At 35.4% G+C, this 16,693-nt stretch carries 14 protein-coding genes; 12 read left to right on the plus strand and 2 right to left on the minus strand.

The window, feature by feature from the left end; genetic code table 11:
• Positions 1-79: 79 nt before the first annotated feature.
• Genes KWG70_RS02190 through bioA form a run of 5 tightly spaced genes read left to right on the plus strand, consistent with a single transcriptional unit; the run spans position 80 to position 4,072 of the window.
• Positions 80-622 (plus strand): hypothetical protein, encoded by a 543-nt coding sequence (locus tag KWG70_RS02190; RefSeq protein WP_230934356.1) that lies wholly within the window; start codon positions 80-82, stop codon positions 620-622.
• Entirely contained in the window at positions 612-1,769 is a 1,158-nt protein-coding gene (locus KWG70_RS02195; RefSeq protein WP_230934357.1) for an aminotransferase class I/II-fold pyridoxal phosphate-dependent enzyme, read from the plus strand. The genes KWG70_RS02190 and KWG70_RS02195 overlap by 11 nt, the downstream gene beginning before the upstream one ends.
• Before the next feature lie 22 nt (positions 1,770-1,791).
• Complete coding sequence (locus KWG70_RS02200) at positions 1,792-2,205, plus strand: putative signal transducing protein (protein WP_230934358.1); 414 nt, start codon at positions 1,792-1,794, stop codon at positions 2,203-2,205.
• Positions 2,202-2,810, plus strand: a complete 609-nt coding sequence (gene bioD, locus KWG70_RS02205) for a dethiobiotin synthase (RefSeq protein WP_230934359.1) — start codon at positions 2,202-2,204, stop codon at positions 2,808-2,810. Before KWG70_RS02200 ends, bioD begins: the two co-directional genes overlap by 4 nt.
• Positions 2,807-4,072, plus strand: coding sequence for an adenosylmethionine--8-amino-7-oxononanoate transaminase (bioA, locus tag KWG70_RS02210; RefSeq protein ID WP_230934360.1), 1,266 nt, complete (start codon positions 2,807-2,809; stop codon positions 4,070-4,072). Before bioD ends, bioA begins: the two co-directional genes overlap by 4 nt.
• Positions 4,073-4,078: 6 nt before the next feature.
• Here the strand turns inward: bioA and KWG70_RS02215 are convergent, their stop codons facing one another.
• A complete protein-coding gene (locus tag KWG70_RS02215) occupies positions 4,079-4,510 on the minus strand; it encodes a cytochrome c oxidase assembly factor Coa1 family protein (RefSeq protein WP_230934361.1) in 432 nt (143 codons plus the stop codon).
• Between the two features lie 120 nt (positions 4,511-4,630).
• Here KWG70_RS02215 and KWG70_RS02220 point away from each other — a divergent pair, with 120 nt between their 5' ends.
• The 6 genes from KWG70_RS02220 (at position 4,631) to KWG70_RS02245 (ending at position 10,655) form a co-directional block, all read left to right on the plus strand.
• Positions 4,631-5,773 (plus strand): beta-ketoacyl synthase N-terminal-like domain-containing protein, encoded by a 1,143-nt coding sequence (locus KWG70_RS02220; RefSeq protein ID WP_230934362.1) that lies wholly within the window; start codon positions 4,631-4,633, stop codon positions 5,771-5,773.
• Between the two features lie 73 nt (positions 5,774-5,846).
• Positions 5,847-6,479 carry a hypothetical protein gene (locus KWG70_RS02225; protein ID WP_262910594.1) on the plus strand — a complete coding sequence of 211 codons (633 nt, stop codon included), beginning with the start codon at positions 5,847-5,849 and terminating at the stop codon, positions 6,477-6,479.
• Positions 6,448-7,878, plus strand: coding sequence for a flotillin family protein (locus KWG70_RS02230; RefSeq protein ID WP_230934363.1), 1,431 nt, complete (start codon positions 6,448-6,450; stop codon positions 7,876-7,878). Before KWG70_RS02225 ends, KWG70_RS02230 begins: the two co-directional genes overlap by 32 nt.
• A 116-nt stretch (positions 7,879-7,994) precedes the next feature.
• Positions 7,995-9,089 (plus strand): biotin synthase BioB, encoded by a 1,095-nt coding sequence (bioB, locus tag KWG70_RS02235; RefSeq protein ID WP_230934364.1) that lies wholly within the window; start codon positions 7,995-7,997, stop codon positions 9,087-9,089.
• 148 nt (positions 9,090-9,237) lie between these two features.
• On the plus strand, positions 9,238-10,098 hold the full coding sequence (locus KWG70_RS02240; protein ID WP_230934365.1) for a cupin-like domain-containing protein: 861 nt from the start codon (positions 9,238-9,240) through the stop codon (positions 10,096-10,098).
• A 65-nt stretch (positions 10,099-10,163) separates the two neighbouring features.
• Positions 10,164-10,655, plus strand: coding sequence for a DUF6646 family protein (locus KWG70_RS02245; RefSeq protein ID WP_230934366.1), 492 nt, complete (start codon positions 10,164-10,166; stop codon positions 10,653-10,655).
• 57 nt (positions 10,656-10,712) lie between these two features.
• Here KWG70_RS02245 and KWG70_RS02250 read toward each other — a convergent pair whose 3' ends face one another.
• Positions 10,713-11,186 (minus strand): regulatory protein RecX, encoded by a 474-nt coding sequence (locus tag KWG70_RS02250; RefSeq protein ID WP_230934367.1) that lies wholly within the window; start codon positions 11,184-11,186, stop codon positions 10,713-10,715.
• Positions 11,187-11,307: 121 nt separating this feature from the next.
• Here KWG70_RS02250 and KWG70_RS02255 point away from each other — a divergent pair, with 121 nt between their 5' ends.
• Positions 11,308-16,671: a lamin tail domain-containing protein gene (locus KWG70_RS02255; RefSeq protein ID WP_230934368.1), complete on the plus strand. Its 5,364-nt coding sequence runs from the start codon at positions 11,308-11,310 to the stop codon at positions 16,669-16,671.
• Positions 16,672-16,693: the final 22 nt, after the last annotated feature.

Here is a 16,693-nt window from a genome sequence, read left to right on the forward strand (position 1 = left end):
TTTTTTATTTAAAAAAGATAATTTTATTGTTTCTATAAATCATTATTCATTCACTTTTTCATTAGCTATATTTGTGGCTATGGATGAATCAATTGTAGTTTCAGAACGTAATAGACCAATATGGCAAATACCTATTGCAGCACTGTGTTTTACATTTGCTGTTTACTTAATTTATAGTTTAATTACCGACGTAGAATGGAGTATGCAAAATAGACGACACATAATTGACGAGTATATATTTATAGTTATAGTAATTACAATAGGAATTGGATTTTGCTCACAAAAACGAATACACATTGATCTAAAAAACTCTCGATTTAGACCTACAGTCGAAATTGGAAATTTTAAATATGGAAAATGGAAAACAATACATAACTATGAGTACGTTTCTGTGTTTCAACAATTATTATCTCATGGCTCTACTTTTGAAGTTAACCTCTGGTATGACACCAACAAACATTTTCAACTTTATGAGCGGGACAGTTTTAAAGATGCCTTAATTGTTGGTTATCATTTGTCTGAAGAATTAAATATCGACTTGCTTGATGCAACAAACCCGAGAGATTCTGTATGGGTAGATAAAGAGGCTTGGAAACGAAAAATGAATGAGCATGCTTCCTAAAAAACTTCAACATAAGCTCGATAAGCGACAAGAAGAAAATGCCTTTCGGAATCTTAGCGAGACTAACAGTCTTATTGATTTTTCATCTAATGACTATTTAGGGTTTTCAAAATCAAAACACCTATTTAACAAATCGCTAGAAATTTTAGATGCTCAAAAGGGTATTCAAAATGGTGCAACAGGTTCTCGATTATTATCTGGCAATCATACATTATATCAACAGGTCGAACAACAAATAACCGCCTTTCATAATTCTGAAAATGCGCTTGTCTTTAACTCCGGCTATGACGCCAACATAGGGTTTTTCTCATGTGTTCCGCAACGCCATGACATTATTATATACGACGAATATTGCCATGCATCTATTCGCGATGGCATTACAATGAGTCATGCCAAAGCTTATAAATTTGAGCATAACAATCTAAAGCATTTAGAAGAACTAATTAATCAGCACTCTGAGCATATTTCAGAAGAAGATCAATGTATTTACGTTGTCACCGAATCGGTATTTTCTATGGATGGTGATACTCCAGATTTAGTCACGTTATCGCAACTATGTCAAGCAAAGCATGTCCATCTTATCATTGACGAAGCGCATGCTGTAGGTGTCTTTGGAACTCATGGTAATGGCCTCATTTCTAAGCATCAACTTGAAGCCATGGTTTTTGCCAGAATCGTAACGTTTGGAAAAGCTTTAGGTGCTCATGGCGCAGCTATTTTGTGTAACAATGCACTTAGAGATTATCTCATTAATTTTTCAAGACCTTTTATTTACACTACGGCACTCCCTCCACATACATTGGCACTTATTAAAGTAGCGTATGACGAACTACAGAGTCAAATAAAACATACGATGAAACTTCATCACAATATTGAATTTTTTAAATCTGAAATCAGTAAACTAGAACTTCAAGAAGTCTTTATTACAAGTGATTCTGCTATTCACTCTTGCATTATTTCTGGAAACGATAAGGTGAAACAACTTTCCAATATACTGAAAGACAATAATTTTAATGTAAAGGCAATTCTATCACCTACTGTGCCTAAAGGAAAAGAACGCTTACGTTTTTGTTTACATGCTTTTAATACTGAAAAAGAAATCTCGGAAGTCTTACGTATACTCACTACCTTTGTAAAAACGTTGTGAACATAGCATGTCATTACCCTAAATGAGCGAAAAATTTAAAACCATAGCAAGATTTCAATACACAACAGAAGCCCAAATCATTAAAGGACGTTTGGAGGCAGAAGGTGTGAAAGTGTTCCTACAAGACCATCTTACTATTGATACCGACCCTTTGGTAAGTAATGCTATTGGAGGTGTAAAACTGAAAGTATTATCGGAAGATGCAATGAAAGCGCAGCATATTTTAAGTACTATTAAACAGTATGCTTTAGACGATGATGGTAATACTATTCATTGCCCAAACTGCAATAGCGAGAAAGTCGAATTATTTTCGACGATTACAGATTTTAAATCTTTTTTTGCTTTTATTGTTGGGTTTTTATCTGGAACACTACCATTTCATACACGTTACAAATATAAATGCGAAAATTGTAGTACAGAATTCAAACAAAAATGAACACATACTTTATTACTGGAATAGGAACTGATGTAGGTAAAACAGTGGCTTCTGCAATTATTACTGAAGCGTTGAAAGCAGATTACTGGAAACCTATACAAGCAGGTGAATTAGACTTTTGCGACACAAAAAAAGTCCAATCCTATGTATCTAACCATAAATCAAAGTTTCATGATAATAGTTATGCATTACAAACACCCATGAGTCCGCATGCTGCTGCAGATATTGATGGCGTTTCCATACAACTAAAAGATATAAAACCACCTAAAACAAATAATCATTTAGTTATAGAAGGTGCTGGCGGCTTGCTTGTTCCTATTAATAAAAAGAATACCATTCTTGATCTTATTAAACCAACTTATAAAGTTATTGTAGTATCAAGACACTATTTGGGCAGTATCAACCATTCATTATTAACGATTAATCTCCTCAAGGAAAAAGGATTCGATGTGTCTATTATTTTTAGCGGAAATGAGCATAAAACAACCGAAGCCATTATTACAGAAATGACCAAAGTAAAAGTTATAGGTCGTATTAATGAAGAACCTTACTTTGATCACAATGTGGTTAAAGAATATGCTGAAGCATTTAAAAGTAAACTATGAATCTAAAAGAAAGAGATAAAAAACACATTTGGCATCCATTAACACAGCATAAATTACATCCTGAAACTACAGCGATTGTTAAAGCTCAAGGTTGTGTACTAACAGACGAAAATGGCAACGAATATATAGATGCCATCGCCTCTTGGTATACGAGTATGTATGGGCATTGCAACAATTACATCACCAATCGAGTTGCTGCACAAATGCAAATTTTAGATCAAGTTGTGTTTAGCGGTTTTACTCATGAACCTGCAGTTAAACTTTCCGAAGCCTTGATAGACATCCTACCAGATAATCAAAACAAGATTTTTTTTAGTGATAATGGTTCAACATCAGTAGAAATTGGGATTAAAATGGCATTGCAATATCATTTCAATCGTGGTGAAAAACGACATGTTCTTATTGCATTTGAAGACGGATTTCATGGTGATACATTTGGCGCCATGAGTGTTTCAGGGCTGTCGGTTTATAATGGCCCTTTTGAAGATTTCTTTCTGGATGTTAAACGTATTCCAACACCAAATGGCAAAAATTATGACATAATTTTAGAACGTTTACAAGACATTTCATCGCAACATAACGTAGCAGGATTTGTTTTCGAACCATTAGTACAAGGTGCTGCAGCAATGAAAATGCATGATGCAGAAGGGTTAGAACGTATTCTGAAATTCTGCAAATCAAATCAAATTATAACTGTTGCAGACGAGGTCATGACGGGCTTTGGAAAAACAGGAAAACATTTTGCTTCAGATCATATAGAAACGAAGCCAGACATTATTTGTTTAAGCAAAGCACTAACAGCTGGATTGTTACCCATGGCCATCACTAGTTGCACCCAAGATATCTACGATGCTTTTTATAGTGATGAGATTAGTAAAGGATTGTTTCATGGCCACACCTACTCTGCCAATCCGTTGGCATGTACAGCAGCTTTAGCAGGAATTGAATTGTTAATTTCTGATGAAATTCAACATCATATCAAACGTATTATAGAATCACATAAACTGTTTGGAAAACACATCAAAACGCATCCAAAGGTAGCTTCTGTGAGACAAACAGGAATCATTTTTGCTTTAGACCTCAATATCGAAATGGAGCGTTACGGGAATTTACGCGACAAGCTATTTAACTTCTTTATGAAAAATGGGATTTGCTTAAGACCATTAGGTAACACCATTTATATTCTGGCGCCTTATGTGATTACAGATGAGCAATTACAAAAAGTGTATCAGGTCATTGAAGATGCATTAGAAATTGTATAGAAAGCATCAATCGCCTTCCATACTTTTTTCTAATAAATTAATTTCTTCTTGAGTCTGTTTAATAATAACATACAACTTTTCATAAGTCCAATCGTCTCCATTTTTTTCAGCAAGAACAACAATAGTCCCTTTACCATTTTCGCCTTTAATTGGAATTCTTATATCAGCCTCTCCTGTACTATTGTTGAGTGTCATATTGCCTTGAAAAAGCCCATCGGTGTCTATAGCTTCTCCTAAAGCCAATTGAACATCACTATTACTTTTAGCTGCTTCGACGGCATATTCATAAGGTTCAGATTCTTTTATAATTTTAGAGACGCCAAAAATTGCGGCACCTATTCCAAACACAAATAATAAAATAACCCCTAGACAACCTCCTACTGGCAAAACCCAGAGCCAGTTTCGTCCAAACCAGCTTTTTTGACGTACGTGTTCCATAATATATGATTGATTTATTTGATAGGTCTGCTATAATTCAAAATTGTTACTCAAACTATCTCGATTTTATGTTTACATAACTATACAATATCCTATTTTTGCATAAAATTTCAATTGCTTTTGCAACACCCTATTTCCATAACAGCTATCGCTTCTATTTCTCCACTAGGTTCTTTACCTGATGAGATTTGGAAAAATTATACAAATATCAATCATTTTTTTACTAAAAAAGAAGGAAACCTTATTGCTAAAATCTCAACTGAAACAAAGAAAGGGATTGATGCATTGAAGCAATCTAATTCAAAGTATAAAACATTAGATGATTCTGTACTATATGCCATATATGCATCAAGACAAGCGATAACAAATGCCAATTGGAAAGCTTCCGATAACTTCGGGATTAATATTGGATCATCAAGAGGCGCAACTACTCTTTTTGAAAATTATCATTCAGAGTTTATTAAAAACCAAAAAACGAATACACTAACTTCTCCTACGACTACCTTAGGAAATATTTCGTCTTGGGTTGCACATGACTTACAAACTCAAGGACCTGAAATTTCACATTCTATAACTTGTTCTACTGCATTACATGCTTTGTTAAATGGCATTGCTTGGATCAACTCTGGAATGTGCGACAAATTTCTAGTTGGTGGAAGTGAAGCGCCTTTAACAGCATTCACTATTGCCCAGATGCAAGCCTTGAAAATCTATGCGAAAACTGATGATTCTCTATTTCCAAATCAATCATTAGATTTGAGTAAAAAAGACAACACAATGATTTTGGGCGAAGGCGCTGCTATGGCTTGTTTAGAATCTGGAAACACTAACAATGCCTTAGCAAAAATTATTGGTATTGGCTATGCTACAGAACTATTAGAGCACAATGCATCTTTATCAACCAATGCACTGTGTTTTCAAAGGTCTATGAAAATGGCTCTAGGTACTGTTAAGCCAGAAGATGTCGATGTTATTGTTACGCATACACCAGGAACAATAAAAGGAGATCAGGCCGAAATAAATGCGATCGAATCAATTTTTTGTAACAAAATTCCTTCATTAACTACTAATAAGTGGAAGATAGGTCACAGCCTTGGTGCTTCCGGACTTTTAAATATCGAAATGGCGATTATGATGTTGCAACACGAGACGTTTATTTCAATACCTTACCTAAAATCCCAAACACCTAAACGCATCAAAAACATCTTGGTTAATGCCGTTGGATTTGGTGGAAATGCCGTATCTATTTTGCTATCAAAATAACATTTGATATATAAATTGTAAGAACCTTATAAAGGTCTTATATTTCAGTATTAATTTTTAACACTAACCTATTATGGAATGGTTTTCAGCTTTAGATGGATTCTCTCAATTCTTTTGGATTATTGCGCTCATTGGCTCCCTAATTTTTTTATTCGTAATCATCACAACATTTGCTGGTATTGATGGTGGTGACGATATAGGCGATGTCGATTCTGATATTGATGCAGATACAGGAATTGGATTTCAATTTATCACCTTTAAAAATCTTGTTGGCTTCTTTACCATTTTTGGATGGACAGGCGTGGCATGTGTCAATGCTGGCATGTCTAAACCTGTTAGTGTCATCATTGCAACCGTTTCCGGATTGTTAATGATGGCTCTTATGGCAGCTATGTTTTTTTCTATGCGGAAATTAACAGACAGCGGAACACTAGATTACAAAAATGCCATTGGTGCCATTGGTGAAATTTATCTCACTGTTGGCGCAAACCGAACCAAAATGGGAAAAGTTAGTGTACGTGTTCAAGGGACATTACGCGAGCTTGAAGCGTTATCAGATTCTCTTGTAGAACTCAAATCCGGGACACTTATTAAAGTTGTCGATGTGACAAGCAACGGTATTTTAATAGTAGAACAAACAAAAAAACCTATAGAACCAATTAAAACAGAAACACATGAACTACCTTCTGACACAACAAAACTTTGATTTAGGCTTTCCAATAGTAATCGTCGCTGCGATACTCATTGTATTTGTCTTCCTAATAATTCTAATTAAACGTTATAAGCGTTGTCCTTCCGATCGCATTTTGGTGGTCTATGGAAAAGTAGGTGGAGGTCAATCGGCCAAATGTATCCATGGTGGTGCAGCTTTTATCTTTCCTGTAATTCAAGATTATGAATTCTTAGATCTAACTCCTATTTCTATCGAAGTTAACTTAGTTAACGCGCTTTCAAAACAAAACATTCGTGTAAATGTACCATCACGCTTTACCATTGGTGTGTCTACCGAACCTGGCGTGATGCAAAATGCTGCCGAGAGGTTACTAGGTCTTGCTCAACAGGATGTTCAGGAATTAGCTAAAGAAATCATTTTTGGTCAATTGCGTTTAGTAGTAGCTTCAATGGATATCGAAGAAATTAATAGTGATAGAGACAAGTTTTTAACTAATATTTCTCAAAGTGTCGAATCTGAATTAAAAAAAGTTGGTCTTAAATTGATTAACGTAAACATTACAGATATCGTTGATGAGTCTGGCTATATTGAAGCTCTTGGTAAAGAAGCTGCTGCACATGCCATTAATGCCGCTCGTAAATCGGTTGCAGAGAAAACCAGAGATGGATCTATTGGTGAAGCAAACGCTGTGCAAGATGAAAGAACACAAGTTGCCGCTGCAAATGCGCAAGCTGTTGAAGGTGAAAATACAGCGAAAATTGCTGTTGCCAATTCTGATTCGTTACGTCGTCAACGTGAAGCCGAAGCAGAGCGTGTGGCTATCGCGGCAGAAAAAGTACAAAGCGCTAAAGCCTTAGAAGAGTCTTATGCCGCTGAAAAAGATGCCGAAATAGCAAGAGCAGAACGTGAACGCTCATCTCAAATGGCAGATGTTATTGTTCCTGCTGAAATTGATAAACGCAAAGTGGAGATTGATGCCGAAGCTGAAGCTGAAATGATTCGTAGAAGAGCGAAAGGTGAAGCTGATGCCATCTTATTTAAGGCACAAGCTGAAGCACAAGGACAATTTGAAGTCTTAACAAAACAAGCTGCAGGTTTACAAGAAATCGTAAAAGCTGCTGGAAATAGCAGTAAAGATGCTGTATTATTATTGATTGCAGACAAATTACCTGAATTGGTAAAAACACAAGCTGAAGCAATCAAGAACATCAAGATTGATAAAGTAACCGTTTGGGAAAATGGTGGACATGGAGAAGACGGAAAATCATCAACAGCGAATTTTCTATCAGGAATGTACAAATCTGTTCCGCCATTACAAGATATGTTTAATATGGCTGGTATGGATTTACCTGAATATCTGAAAGGAAAAGACAAAACCAAACCAGAAGATCCAAAATCACTTCCGAAGAAAAAAGAAGATGATGAAAGTTAATTGTAAAAAATCCGCTAAATAGCGGATTTTTTTTTAAACTCAACATTGTTAAAAAACTATTCATATTTACAGCATTCTTTTTATTGTAGTATTATTTTAAATTTTATTTTTGATCTATGAATGAAACAAGACACAACTGGACCAAAGAAGAAATTCTAGAGATTTATAATAAACCTTTAATGGAATTATTATATGATGCTGCAACTATTCATCGCAATCATCACGATCCTAATACAGTTCAAGTATCAACATTACTTTCAATAAAAACAGGTGGTTGCCCTGAAGATTGTGGATATTGTCCACAAGCAGCAAGATATCACACAGATGTTGAAGGCAATGATTTGATGTCTGTTCAACAGGTAAAAGCGCAAGCCTTACGTGCAAAATCATCAGGAAGTTCTCGTGTATGTATGGGAGCCGCTTGGCGTAATGTGAAAGATGGTGAAGAGTTTGATCAAGTTTTAGAAATGGTAAGAACCATTAATAAACTAGATATGGAAGTGTGTTGTACATTAGGTATGATTACCGAAAACCAAGCTCAACGTTTAGCTGAAGCTGGATTGTATGCCTATAATCACAATTTAGATTCTTCTGAAGAATACTATAAAGAAGTGATTTCAACTCGTGGCTATGAAGATCGTTTAGAAACTATAGATAATGTTAGAAAAACCAATGTAACGGTTTGCTCTGGTGGTATTATTGGAATGGGAGAAAAAACTGAAGATAGAGCAGGTATGTTAGTGGCCTTATCAACATTGAATCCACAACCAGAGTCTGTTCCAATAAATGCTTTGGTAGCAGTAGAAGGAACACCTTTAGAAGACCAAAAACCAGTATCTATTTGGGATATGGTAAGAATGGTAGCAACCACCAGAATTGTAATGCCAGAAACGCAAGTACGTTTAAGTGCTGGTCGAACTGAAATGACACGTGAAGGTCAAGCCATGTGTTTCTTTGCTGGTGCAAACTCAATTTTTGCTGGAGACAAATTACTTACAACTCCAAATCCAGATGTGAACGAAGACATGGAAATGTTTAAACTACTTGGTTTAAATCCTCAAAAACCATTTATCAAAAAAATGCAACCTGAAACAGTAGAAGCTCAAAACTCGCAATACCAAGCCTTAGGTGAAAAACCAAAATGGACGCGACCAGAGCATACTATTGAGCGTAATGAAGAAGCTAAGCAAAAAGCAAAAGCACTTAAGTAATTCATAATTAAGCAAATGACTTGACACGTTTGTCAATCGTTTTTAATTCTGAAAAAGTCAAAATTGGTGTTTAGTTCGGAAATTTTAACATACAATTAATTCCGTTTCATAACGTTTTCTTAACTTTGAAACTTAAATTTTTTGACATTTGAAACTCAATCTTCAAGATATTCCTCGTGTTAAAAACATTACCAAAGAGGAGTTTATAAAAAACTACTTCAAACCACAAAAACCTGTGGTCATAGAACGTTTCATTGAAGATTGGCCTGCCTATACTAAATGGAGTTTAGACTACATGAAGAACATCGCAGGTGACAAAACTGTGCCGCTTTATGATGACAGGCCTGTCGATTATAAGGATGGTTTCAACGAGCCTCATGCTAAAATGAAAATGAGCGAATATGTAGATTTACTTAAAAAAGAGCCTACAAAATATCGCATTTTTCTTTGGAATATTTTAAAGGAAATCCCACAACTTCAAAACGATTATTCTTATCCCGATTTTGGTTTGAAACTAATGAAAAGTCTACCCATGTTATTTTTTGGTGGTAGAAACTCTCACACCTTTATGCATTATGATATTGATTTAGCTAATATCTTTCATTTTCATTTTGAAGGAAAAAAACAGTGTGTTTTGTTTGACCAAAAACAAAACGATTATTTATATAAAATTCCGCATTCGTTGATAACCAGAGAGGATATCGATTTTTCAAATCCAGATTTCGAAAAATGGCCAGCGCTAAAACATGCAAAAGGCTGGCAATGTGAATTAAGTCATGGAGAAATATTGTACATGCCTGAAGGTTATTGGCACTACATGAAGTATCTTACGCCTGGATTTTCTATGAGTTTAAGAGCTATAGCTAGACATCCAAAAAACCTAAGCAAAGCAATATATAATGTTTTGATTATGCGTCATTTTGACAACCTCATGAGGCGGATAAAAGGTCAAAAATGGATTGATTGGAAAAACGAACAAGCCATTACTAGGACAAATAAGAGTTTTTAGTAAAAACCCTTCAGTCTTAAAAACTTATAATATATTTGCCTTCTCAATTTTTTAGAATAATGATTATGAAAAAATTACTTTTACTTACCGCTTTGATTTCCGTTTCATTTGTGAATGCTCAAGCCTATAAAGGAAAAGGTGACCAAAAATTTCAAGTTGGGGCCAACCTTCAAGATGAAGCTACTGGAATAAATGTTACCTATGATTATGGAATTGGAGAGAATATTTCTATTGGAGTTTCTTCAACCTATGCCCTTGGAGTTGATGATATTTTAGATGCCGATTTTGGTGATCGTTTTGACTTAAAAGCGCGTTTCAATGCTAACCTAGGTAATGTTTTAAATATTGATGACAATTTTGATCTATATCCTGGTTTAAGTTTAAGCTTGAAGAATTTTGGAGGTCATATTGGCGCTCGTTATTTCTTTACTGATGGATTTGGAGTGTATACTGAAGCCACATTCCCTCTAGCAAAATATGATGAAGATAAATTAGAGCCAGCAAATTTTATTCACAACCAATTTGCGATCAATATTGGTGCTTCATTTAATCTGTAAAACGATAGAAGAACATATTTAAATGTAAAAAACCAGCTTTGATTAAAGCTGGTTTTTTTATGGAATCAACTCTCTAATTTTATCATATACTAGTGAACTTTCCCATCCTCTGTACAATAAATAATCTGCCAGTTTTTTTCTCTTTTTAAGCACATTGGTCTCTTTAATTGTCTTAACTTTTTTTTCAGCTAAGTCATGAAAAGTAGAGTAATAATCAGATTCACTAATTTCACTCAAAGCAATGTTAATAAGGGTTTTATTAATATCTCTTCGTTTTAATTCTAATTGTAACCGTTGCTTTCCCCATTTTTTTATCCTGAATTTCCCTCTCACAAATGCTTTTGCAAAACGCTCTTCGTTTAAAAAATTGTGCTGAAGTAAATGCACTATAATTTGGTCTCTAGCTTCTGAAATCATTCTCATTTCATATAATTTTTGTGTCACTTCTTTATGACAACGTTCTTGATATGCACAATAACGTTCCAGTCGTTTTTGCGCTTCGTCGAATGTATATGTTCTTGATAGATTCATAGTGCGAAAATATAACATTTTGTTAATAAATGTCGTACCTTAAGCCACTCATTAATAAGTATTTTTGTGTAAATTTGCACGTTTGCTTAGTGAGCAAAAAAATAAAAATTAATTCATCCCTATGAAAAAGAATTACTCCCTAATCTTAATCGCAATCTTGTGCTTTGTTGTGTCTGGCTATGGACAGGTAAAAATAGCAGAATTGACTTTTGAAACTGTAGGTGGCTACACAACGAGTGTTGCAGAATTTACAGACGGATCTGAAGACTACTTTACAAGAACTGATGGTACATCTAACATTGATGGTTCTCAAATGGTTTTTTCAAACAATCAAGGAGCCTATTTTTTTGCTGTACATGACACCAATGGAGATGGAGGGCCAAATACCTTAAGTTTAAATTTCGATAATATAAACATCAATAATTATGCTAGTTTAGAATTACGAATCCACATTGCAGAAGATGACGATGGAGGAAACCAAGATTGGGATGGAGGTTCATATATGCACATAAATGGCTCTATTGATTCTGGGGCTTCTCAGAATATTCTATGGGTTGAAGCTGCAGGTGGAACTAATACAGAACCTAGATTAGACACAAATTTTGATGGGCTTGGTAATAGCACATCAATAACTGATACTTTTACACAATATATTGCTACTATTACTGGTACAGGAGCAAATTTAGATATTGAGATTGAATTTAATGGACTTAATGATGGTGATGAAGATATTGCAATTGACAATATTGAAATATGGGGTATCTCTACTTGTACACCGCCAGCAGACCCAACAGGAACTATTTCTGGAACCACTCCAGCATGTACTAACACAACATTAACGTATACAGGAACACCTGCTGCAGGAACCATAAATTATTGGCAAACTTCTGCTACAGGAACAGCAACTACAGATAACGCAACAGGAACTTTTAATGTCAATGTTACTGGAACTTATTATATAAGAGCATATGACACTGCTGCAATGTGTTGGTCAAATGGTAACCTGAATTATGCTGTTGTTATCAATGCTGCACCAACAATTTCAGTACAACCAACAAATCAAAATGAAGTTATTCCAAATACAGCTACGTTTTCTGTAACAGCTTCAGGAACTCCAACCCCTACCTATCAATGGGAAGTTTCAACAAATGGAGGTGCAAATTGGAATAATGTTACTGGAGGTACAGGAGCAACAACAGATACCTATACAACTGCAGCTACTACCCTTGCCATGGACGGTGATTTATACAGATGTGTGGTAACAAATACCTGTGGATCAACAACATCAAATAGTGCTATGCTTACAGTATTTGCTTTAGCAGATGTTGTCATTACAGAAATCATGTATAACCCTCCAGCCGCAAATGATTACGAATGGATAGAAATCTGTAATCTTAATGGGACTGCACAAGATGTGAGTGACTATACAATTGATGTAAATGGAACAACAAGATTTACATTTCCTTCAAGTACTACAATTCCAGCAAACACTTGTATTACTGTCTTATTAGGACATTTAGGTTCATCTCCTGCACCAGAATGTCCATTTACACCAGACTATTCTAATCCTGTTGGAGCTACGAATTTCTTGACCAATGGTGGAGCAACTATTACACTAGAATCTCCAACTAATAATGTGATAGATTTGGTCGCTTATGATAATGCTGATAGTAATGCTACTGATGGTAATGGCAGTTCATTTCATGTTATAAATGCTACAGCAGATAATTCTGATACAGATACAAATTGGCAAGCTGTATTAACCGGAGGTTCTCCAGGAGACAACACTCTAGTGTCTCCGTGTACAGTTCCAGAGATACAACTTGTTGATGCTTCAAATACCGATCAAGCCTGTGGAGCTTTTATTATGGCATTTGGCTCTCAAGCCACTAGTTTTGATACTGATATTACTTTTGATATTGATAATGATGGAGCTTCGGGTTTAACTGTATCTTCACTTGCTATTACTGGACCCGCTTCAGGAGATTTTTCGATTGTTTCACCAGCGACTCCTTTTATTGTTGCTGCAGGAAATACTCAAACGGTGACCGTAAGATTTACTCCAAGTGTTATTGGCTTTAGAAATGCCACACTTACTATTAATAATGATGATTCTGATGAATCTGCTTGTACTATAACTCTTCAAGGTACAGGTACTTCTCCAGCTCCTGAAATAAACGTTGAAGGAGATATAGGAGCGTTTCCTGATATTGCTAATGGAGATGTTACACCAAGCGGTACTGATAATACATTATTTGCCGCCCAGTTTATAGGATCGTCTCAAGAAAAAACATTTAGAATTCAAAACTTAGGGACAGATGTACTAAACATATCTAATATTACTGTTGGCGGAACTAATCCAGGCGATTTCACTATAACGGTAGCTCCAGCATCAAGTGTTGCTATATCTAATCTTACAGTATTTGAAGTGTCGTTTTCTCCACTTGCCGCTGGTATAAGACAAGCAGATATTATAATTACTAACGATGATGGTGATGAAAACCCTTATACTTTTAGAGTTCAAGGAACTGGAAATTGTGTTGCAAATGCAATAGCATTATCTCCAAATTCTGGACCTGAGGGAACAATAGTGACTGTTACAGGAACAGATTTAAGTACAGCAACAGCTACTTTTAATGGTTTAGCAGCAACTGTTACTAATATATCTAGCACAGTTATGGAAGTTACAGTTCCTAATGGTGCGCTAACAGGAAATTTAGAAATCACTGATGATTTTGGCTGTCCGGGTAGTGCTGCATTTACTGTAATAGACACTCAAATTGGAACTTGCGAAGGCGGTTCGGCACTAGGAGAGCTATTCATAAGTGAAGTAACAGATGCAACCTACGGTAGTTTAACATATATAGAAATTTATAACGCAACAGGCGCTAATGTGAATCTAGCTAACTATGAGGTTAGAGTTTATGCCAATGGTAGTACCTCTAGTTTTACCTCACAAACCTTAAGTGGGACTATTAATGCTGGAGACACTTTTGTTCTAACTACTGGTACTTCAGGAGTTCTTAGTAGTTCACTTTGTGCTACACCTGGTGGAGACGGTTCATATGGAGACCTCGTAAGTTCAACATTAGCTGGTGTGAATGTTGTTAATAATGAGCATGATTTTATTGGTCTTTACAATTCAGGCGCATTGATAGATGCCTTTGGAGAGTTTGGAGTTGACAATTGGATGAATTCTACATCTATCACAGGAGATAGAGGCTTTAATTTCAGAAGATTGAATACAGCTACACCTATTCCTACCACAACATTTAATACTGGAGATTGGAATATAATTGATTGGGCTGGTTCAGGTTCTGGTACATGTGCAAGCACAAATGATTATTCGGATATAGGTGTTTATGACTTCTCAACAGGTACACCACCATTAATAACCGCTCAACCAAGCTTACCATCGACTGATTGCAACCTTATAGTATCACTTAGTGTTGCTGCCAATGAAGGTTTTTCTGGCGGAAATTCATTAGCTTATCAATGGTACTTTGCTGCTCAAGGTGACTTAAACTGGACAGCTATTACAAATGGAGCAACTTATTCTGGAGCTACATTAGCTACATTAGATATTTTAGATCCTTTTAATTTAGATGGTTATCAATATTACTGTCAGGTAAGAGAGGATGATGCAACATGCTATACTGCTAGTAATGCTATTAAATTAGATATTCCAAGAACCGTTTGGGATGGTACGAATTGGTCTTCAGTTCCAGCTATTGACAAGGTGGCCGTTATCGATGGCGATTATGATACGAGTATTGGTACAAACGGACAAACAAGTTTTGAAGCCTGCATCTTAATTATTAATGCGACTCATACACTTACCATATCTAATGGAACTTATGTTGAAGTTGAAAACGATCTCACTGTAAATGGAAACATTTTGATTGAAACTGATGGCGCCTTTGTTCAAAATAACGATTCAGGAGCTGTAGATGGTGCAGTGACTAGTGATAAAACTAGAAGTACTGTTGAAAAAGAAACGGCTATTTTAAATTCGTACCAAGAGTATACCTATTGGTCATCACCTGTCTCTGGAGAAACTATTAGTGATGGTTTAAGTGAAGCTTCTTCGGTAAGACGTTTTTGGTATAATGGACAAAACTATAGAGACTCTTTTCAAGAAACTAATAACGATAATACTGCAGTAGCTGGTCAAGATGATATTGATGATGATGCCAATGACTGGCAAACAGCTGGTGCCGCAATGGTAATGGCTCCTGGTGTTGGATATGCGTCAACTCATAATGCTTTAGGTTATGTTGGTGTTGCGCAATACAAATATACGTTTGAAGGCCCTTTTAATAATGGGGTTTATAACATTCCAATTTATAGAAATGATGCAGAAACGAATGATAATAACTGGAATTTCATAGGGAACCCTTATCCTTCAGCTATTGATGCCGATTTATTTTTAACTGCTAATGCTAGTATTGACCAAACAGTAGGTGCTACTAATGGTGCTATTTTCTTTTGGTCTCATAATACGCCTGCAGATGGAAACACTAATGGTAATGAAGTCCTAAATTACTCGCAAAGTGATTATGCAATTATAAATGGTACTGGTCAAACAGCTGGTGGAGATGGTGTAGTTCCAGATCGCTTTATACCTTCTGGTCAAGGATTCTTTGTATCTATGTCTGATGCCTCTCCTTCTACTGTGGTTTCTGGAACGATCAGAACAACAGATGTTGTGTTTAATAACAGCATGAGAGTTACTGGAAATAATTCGCAGTTTTTCAGAACGTCAAGTGCTTCAATATTTAACAAGATCCGATTAGATTTAACTTCAGATAACGGCGTTTTCAATCAAATACTTGTTGGTTATGTAGATGGAGCAACCAATGATGATGATGGAATGTATTATGATGCACACAAAAACCTATCGGCTAATGCTAATGCCGTATTCTACTCATTAATTGATAGTTCTAGTGATAAGAAATTTGCCATTCAAGGTAAAGCAACAAATACTTTGTCAATAGAAGAAGTTATCCCATTAGGATTTTATACAATTATAGATGAGGCTACGCTTTATACTATATCTATTGCTGAATTACAGGGTGATTTTATGAACGATAATACGGTGTATCTAAAAGATAACTTATTAGATATTACTCATGATTTAAGCACCAACGATTACGTCTTTACTTCTGAAGTTGGTGAATTCAATTCACGTTTTGAAATCGTATTTCAACCGGAAGCACTTTCAGTAAATGAAAATGATATAGACCCAAATGATTTTACAATTATTGAATTAAATGATGGTGATGTTAAATTTTCAGTAGGTAATGCTTTACTTATACAACAGGTTGAAATTATTGATGCTATAGGACGTGTAATTTATCAGTTTAAAGGAAATAACAATGTGGAAGTTTACAATTTGTCCCGTTTAAGTCAATCGACTTACATTGCGAGAGTGACGCTTTCTAACGGACAAGTAATTACTAAAAAGGCGGTAAAAAGAAAATAAACTACACTTAGAAATATAAATT

This window comes from Psychroserpens luteolus (genome assembly GCF_021032705.1).
Classification (GTDB): Bacteria; Bacteroidota; Bacteroidia; order Flavobacteriales; family Flavobacteriaceae; genus Psychroserpens; species Psychroserpens luteolus.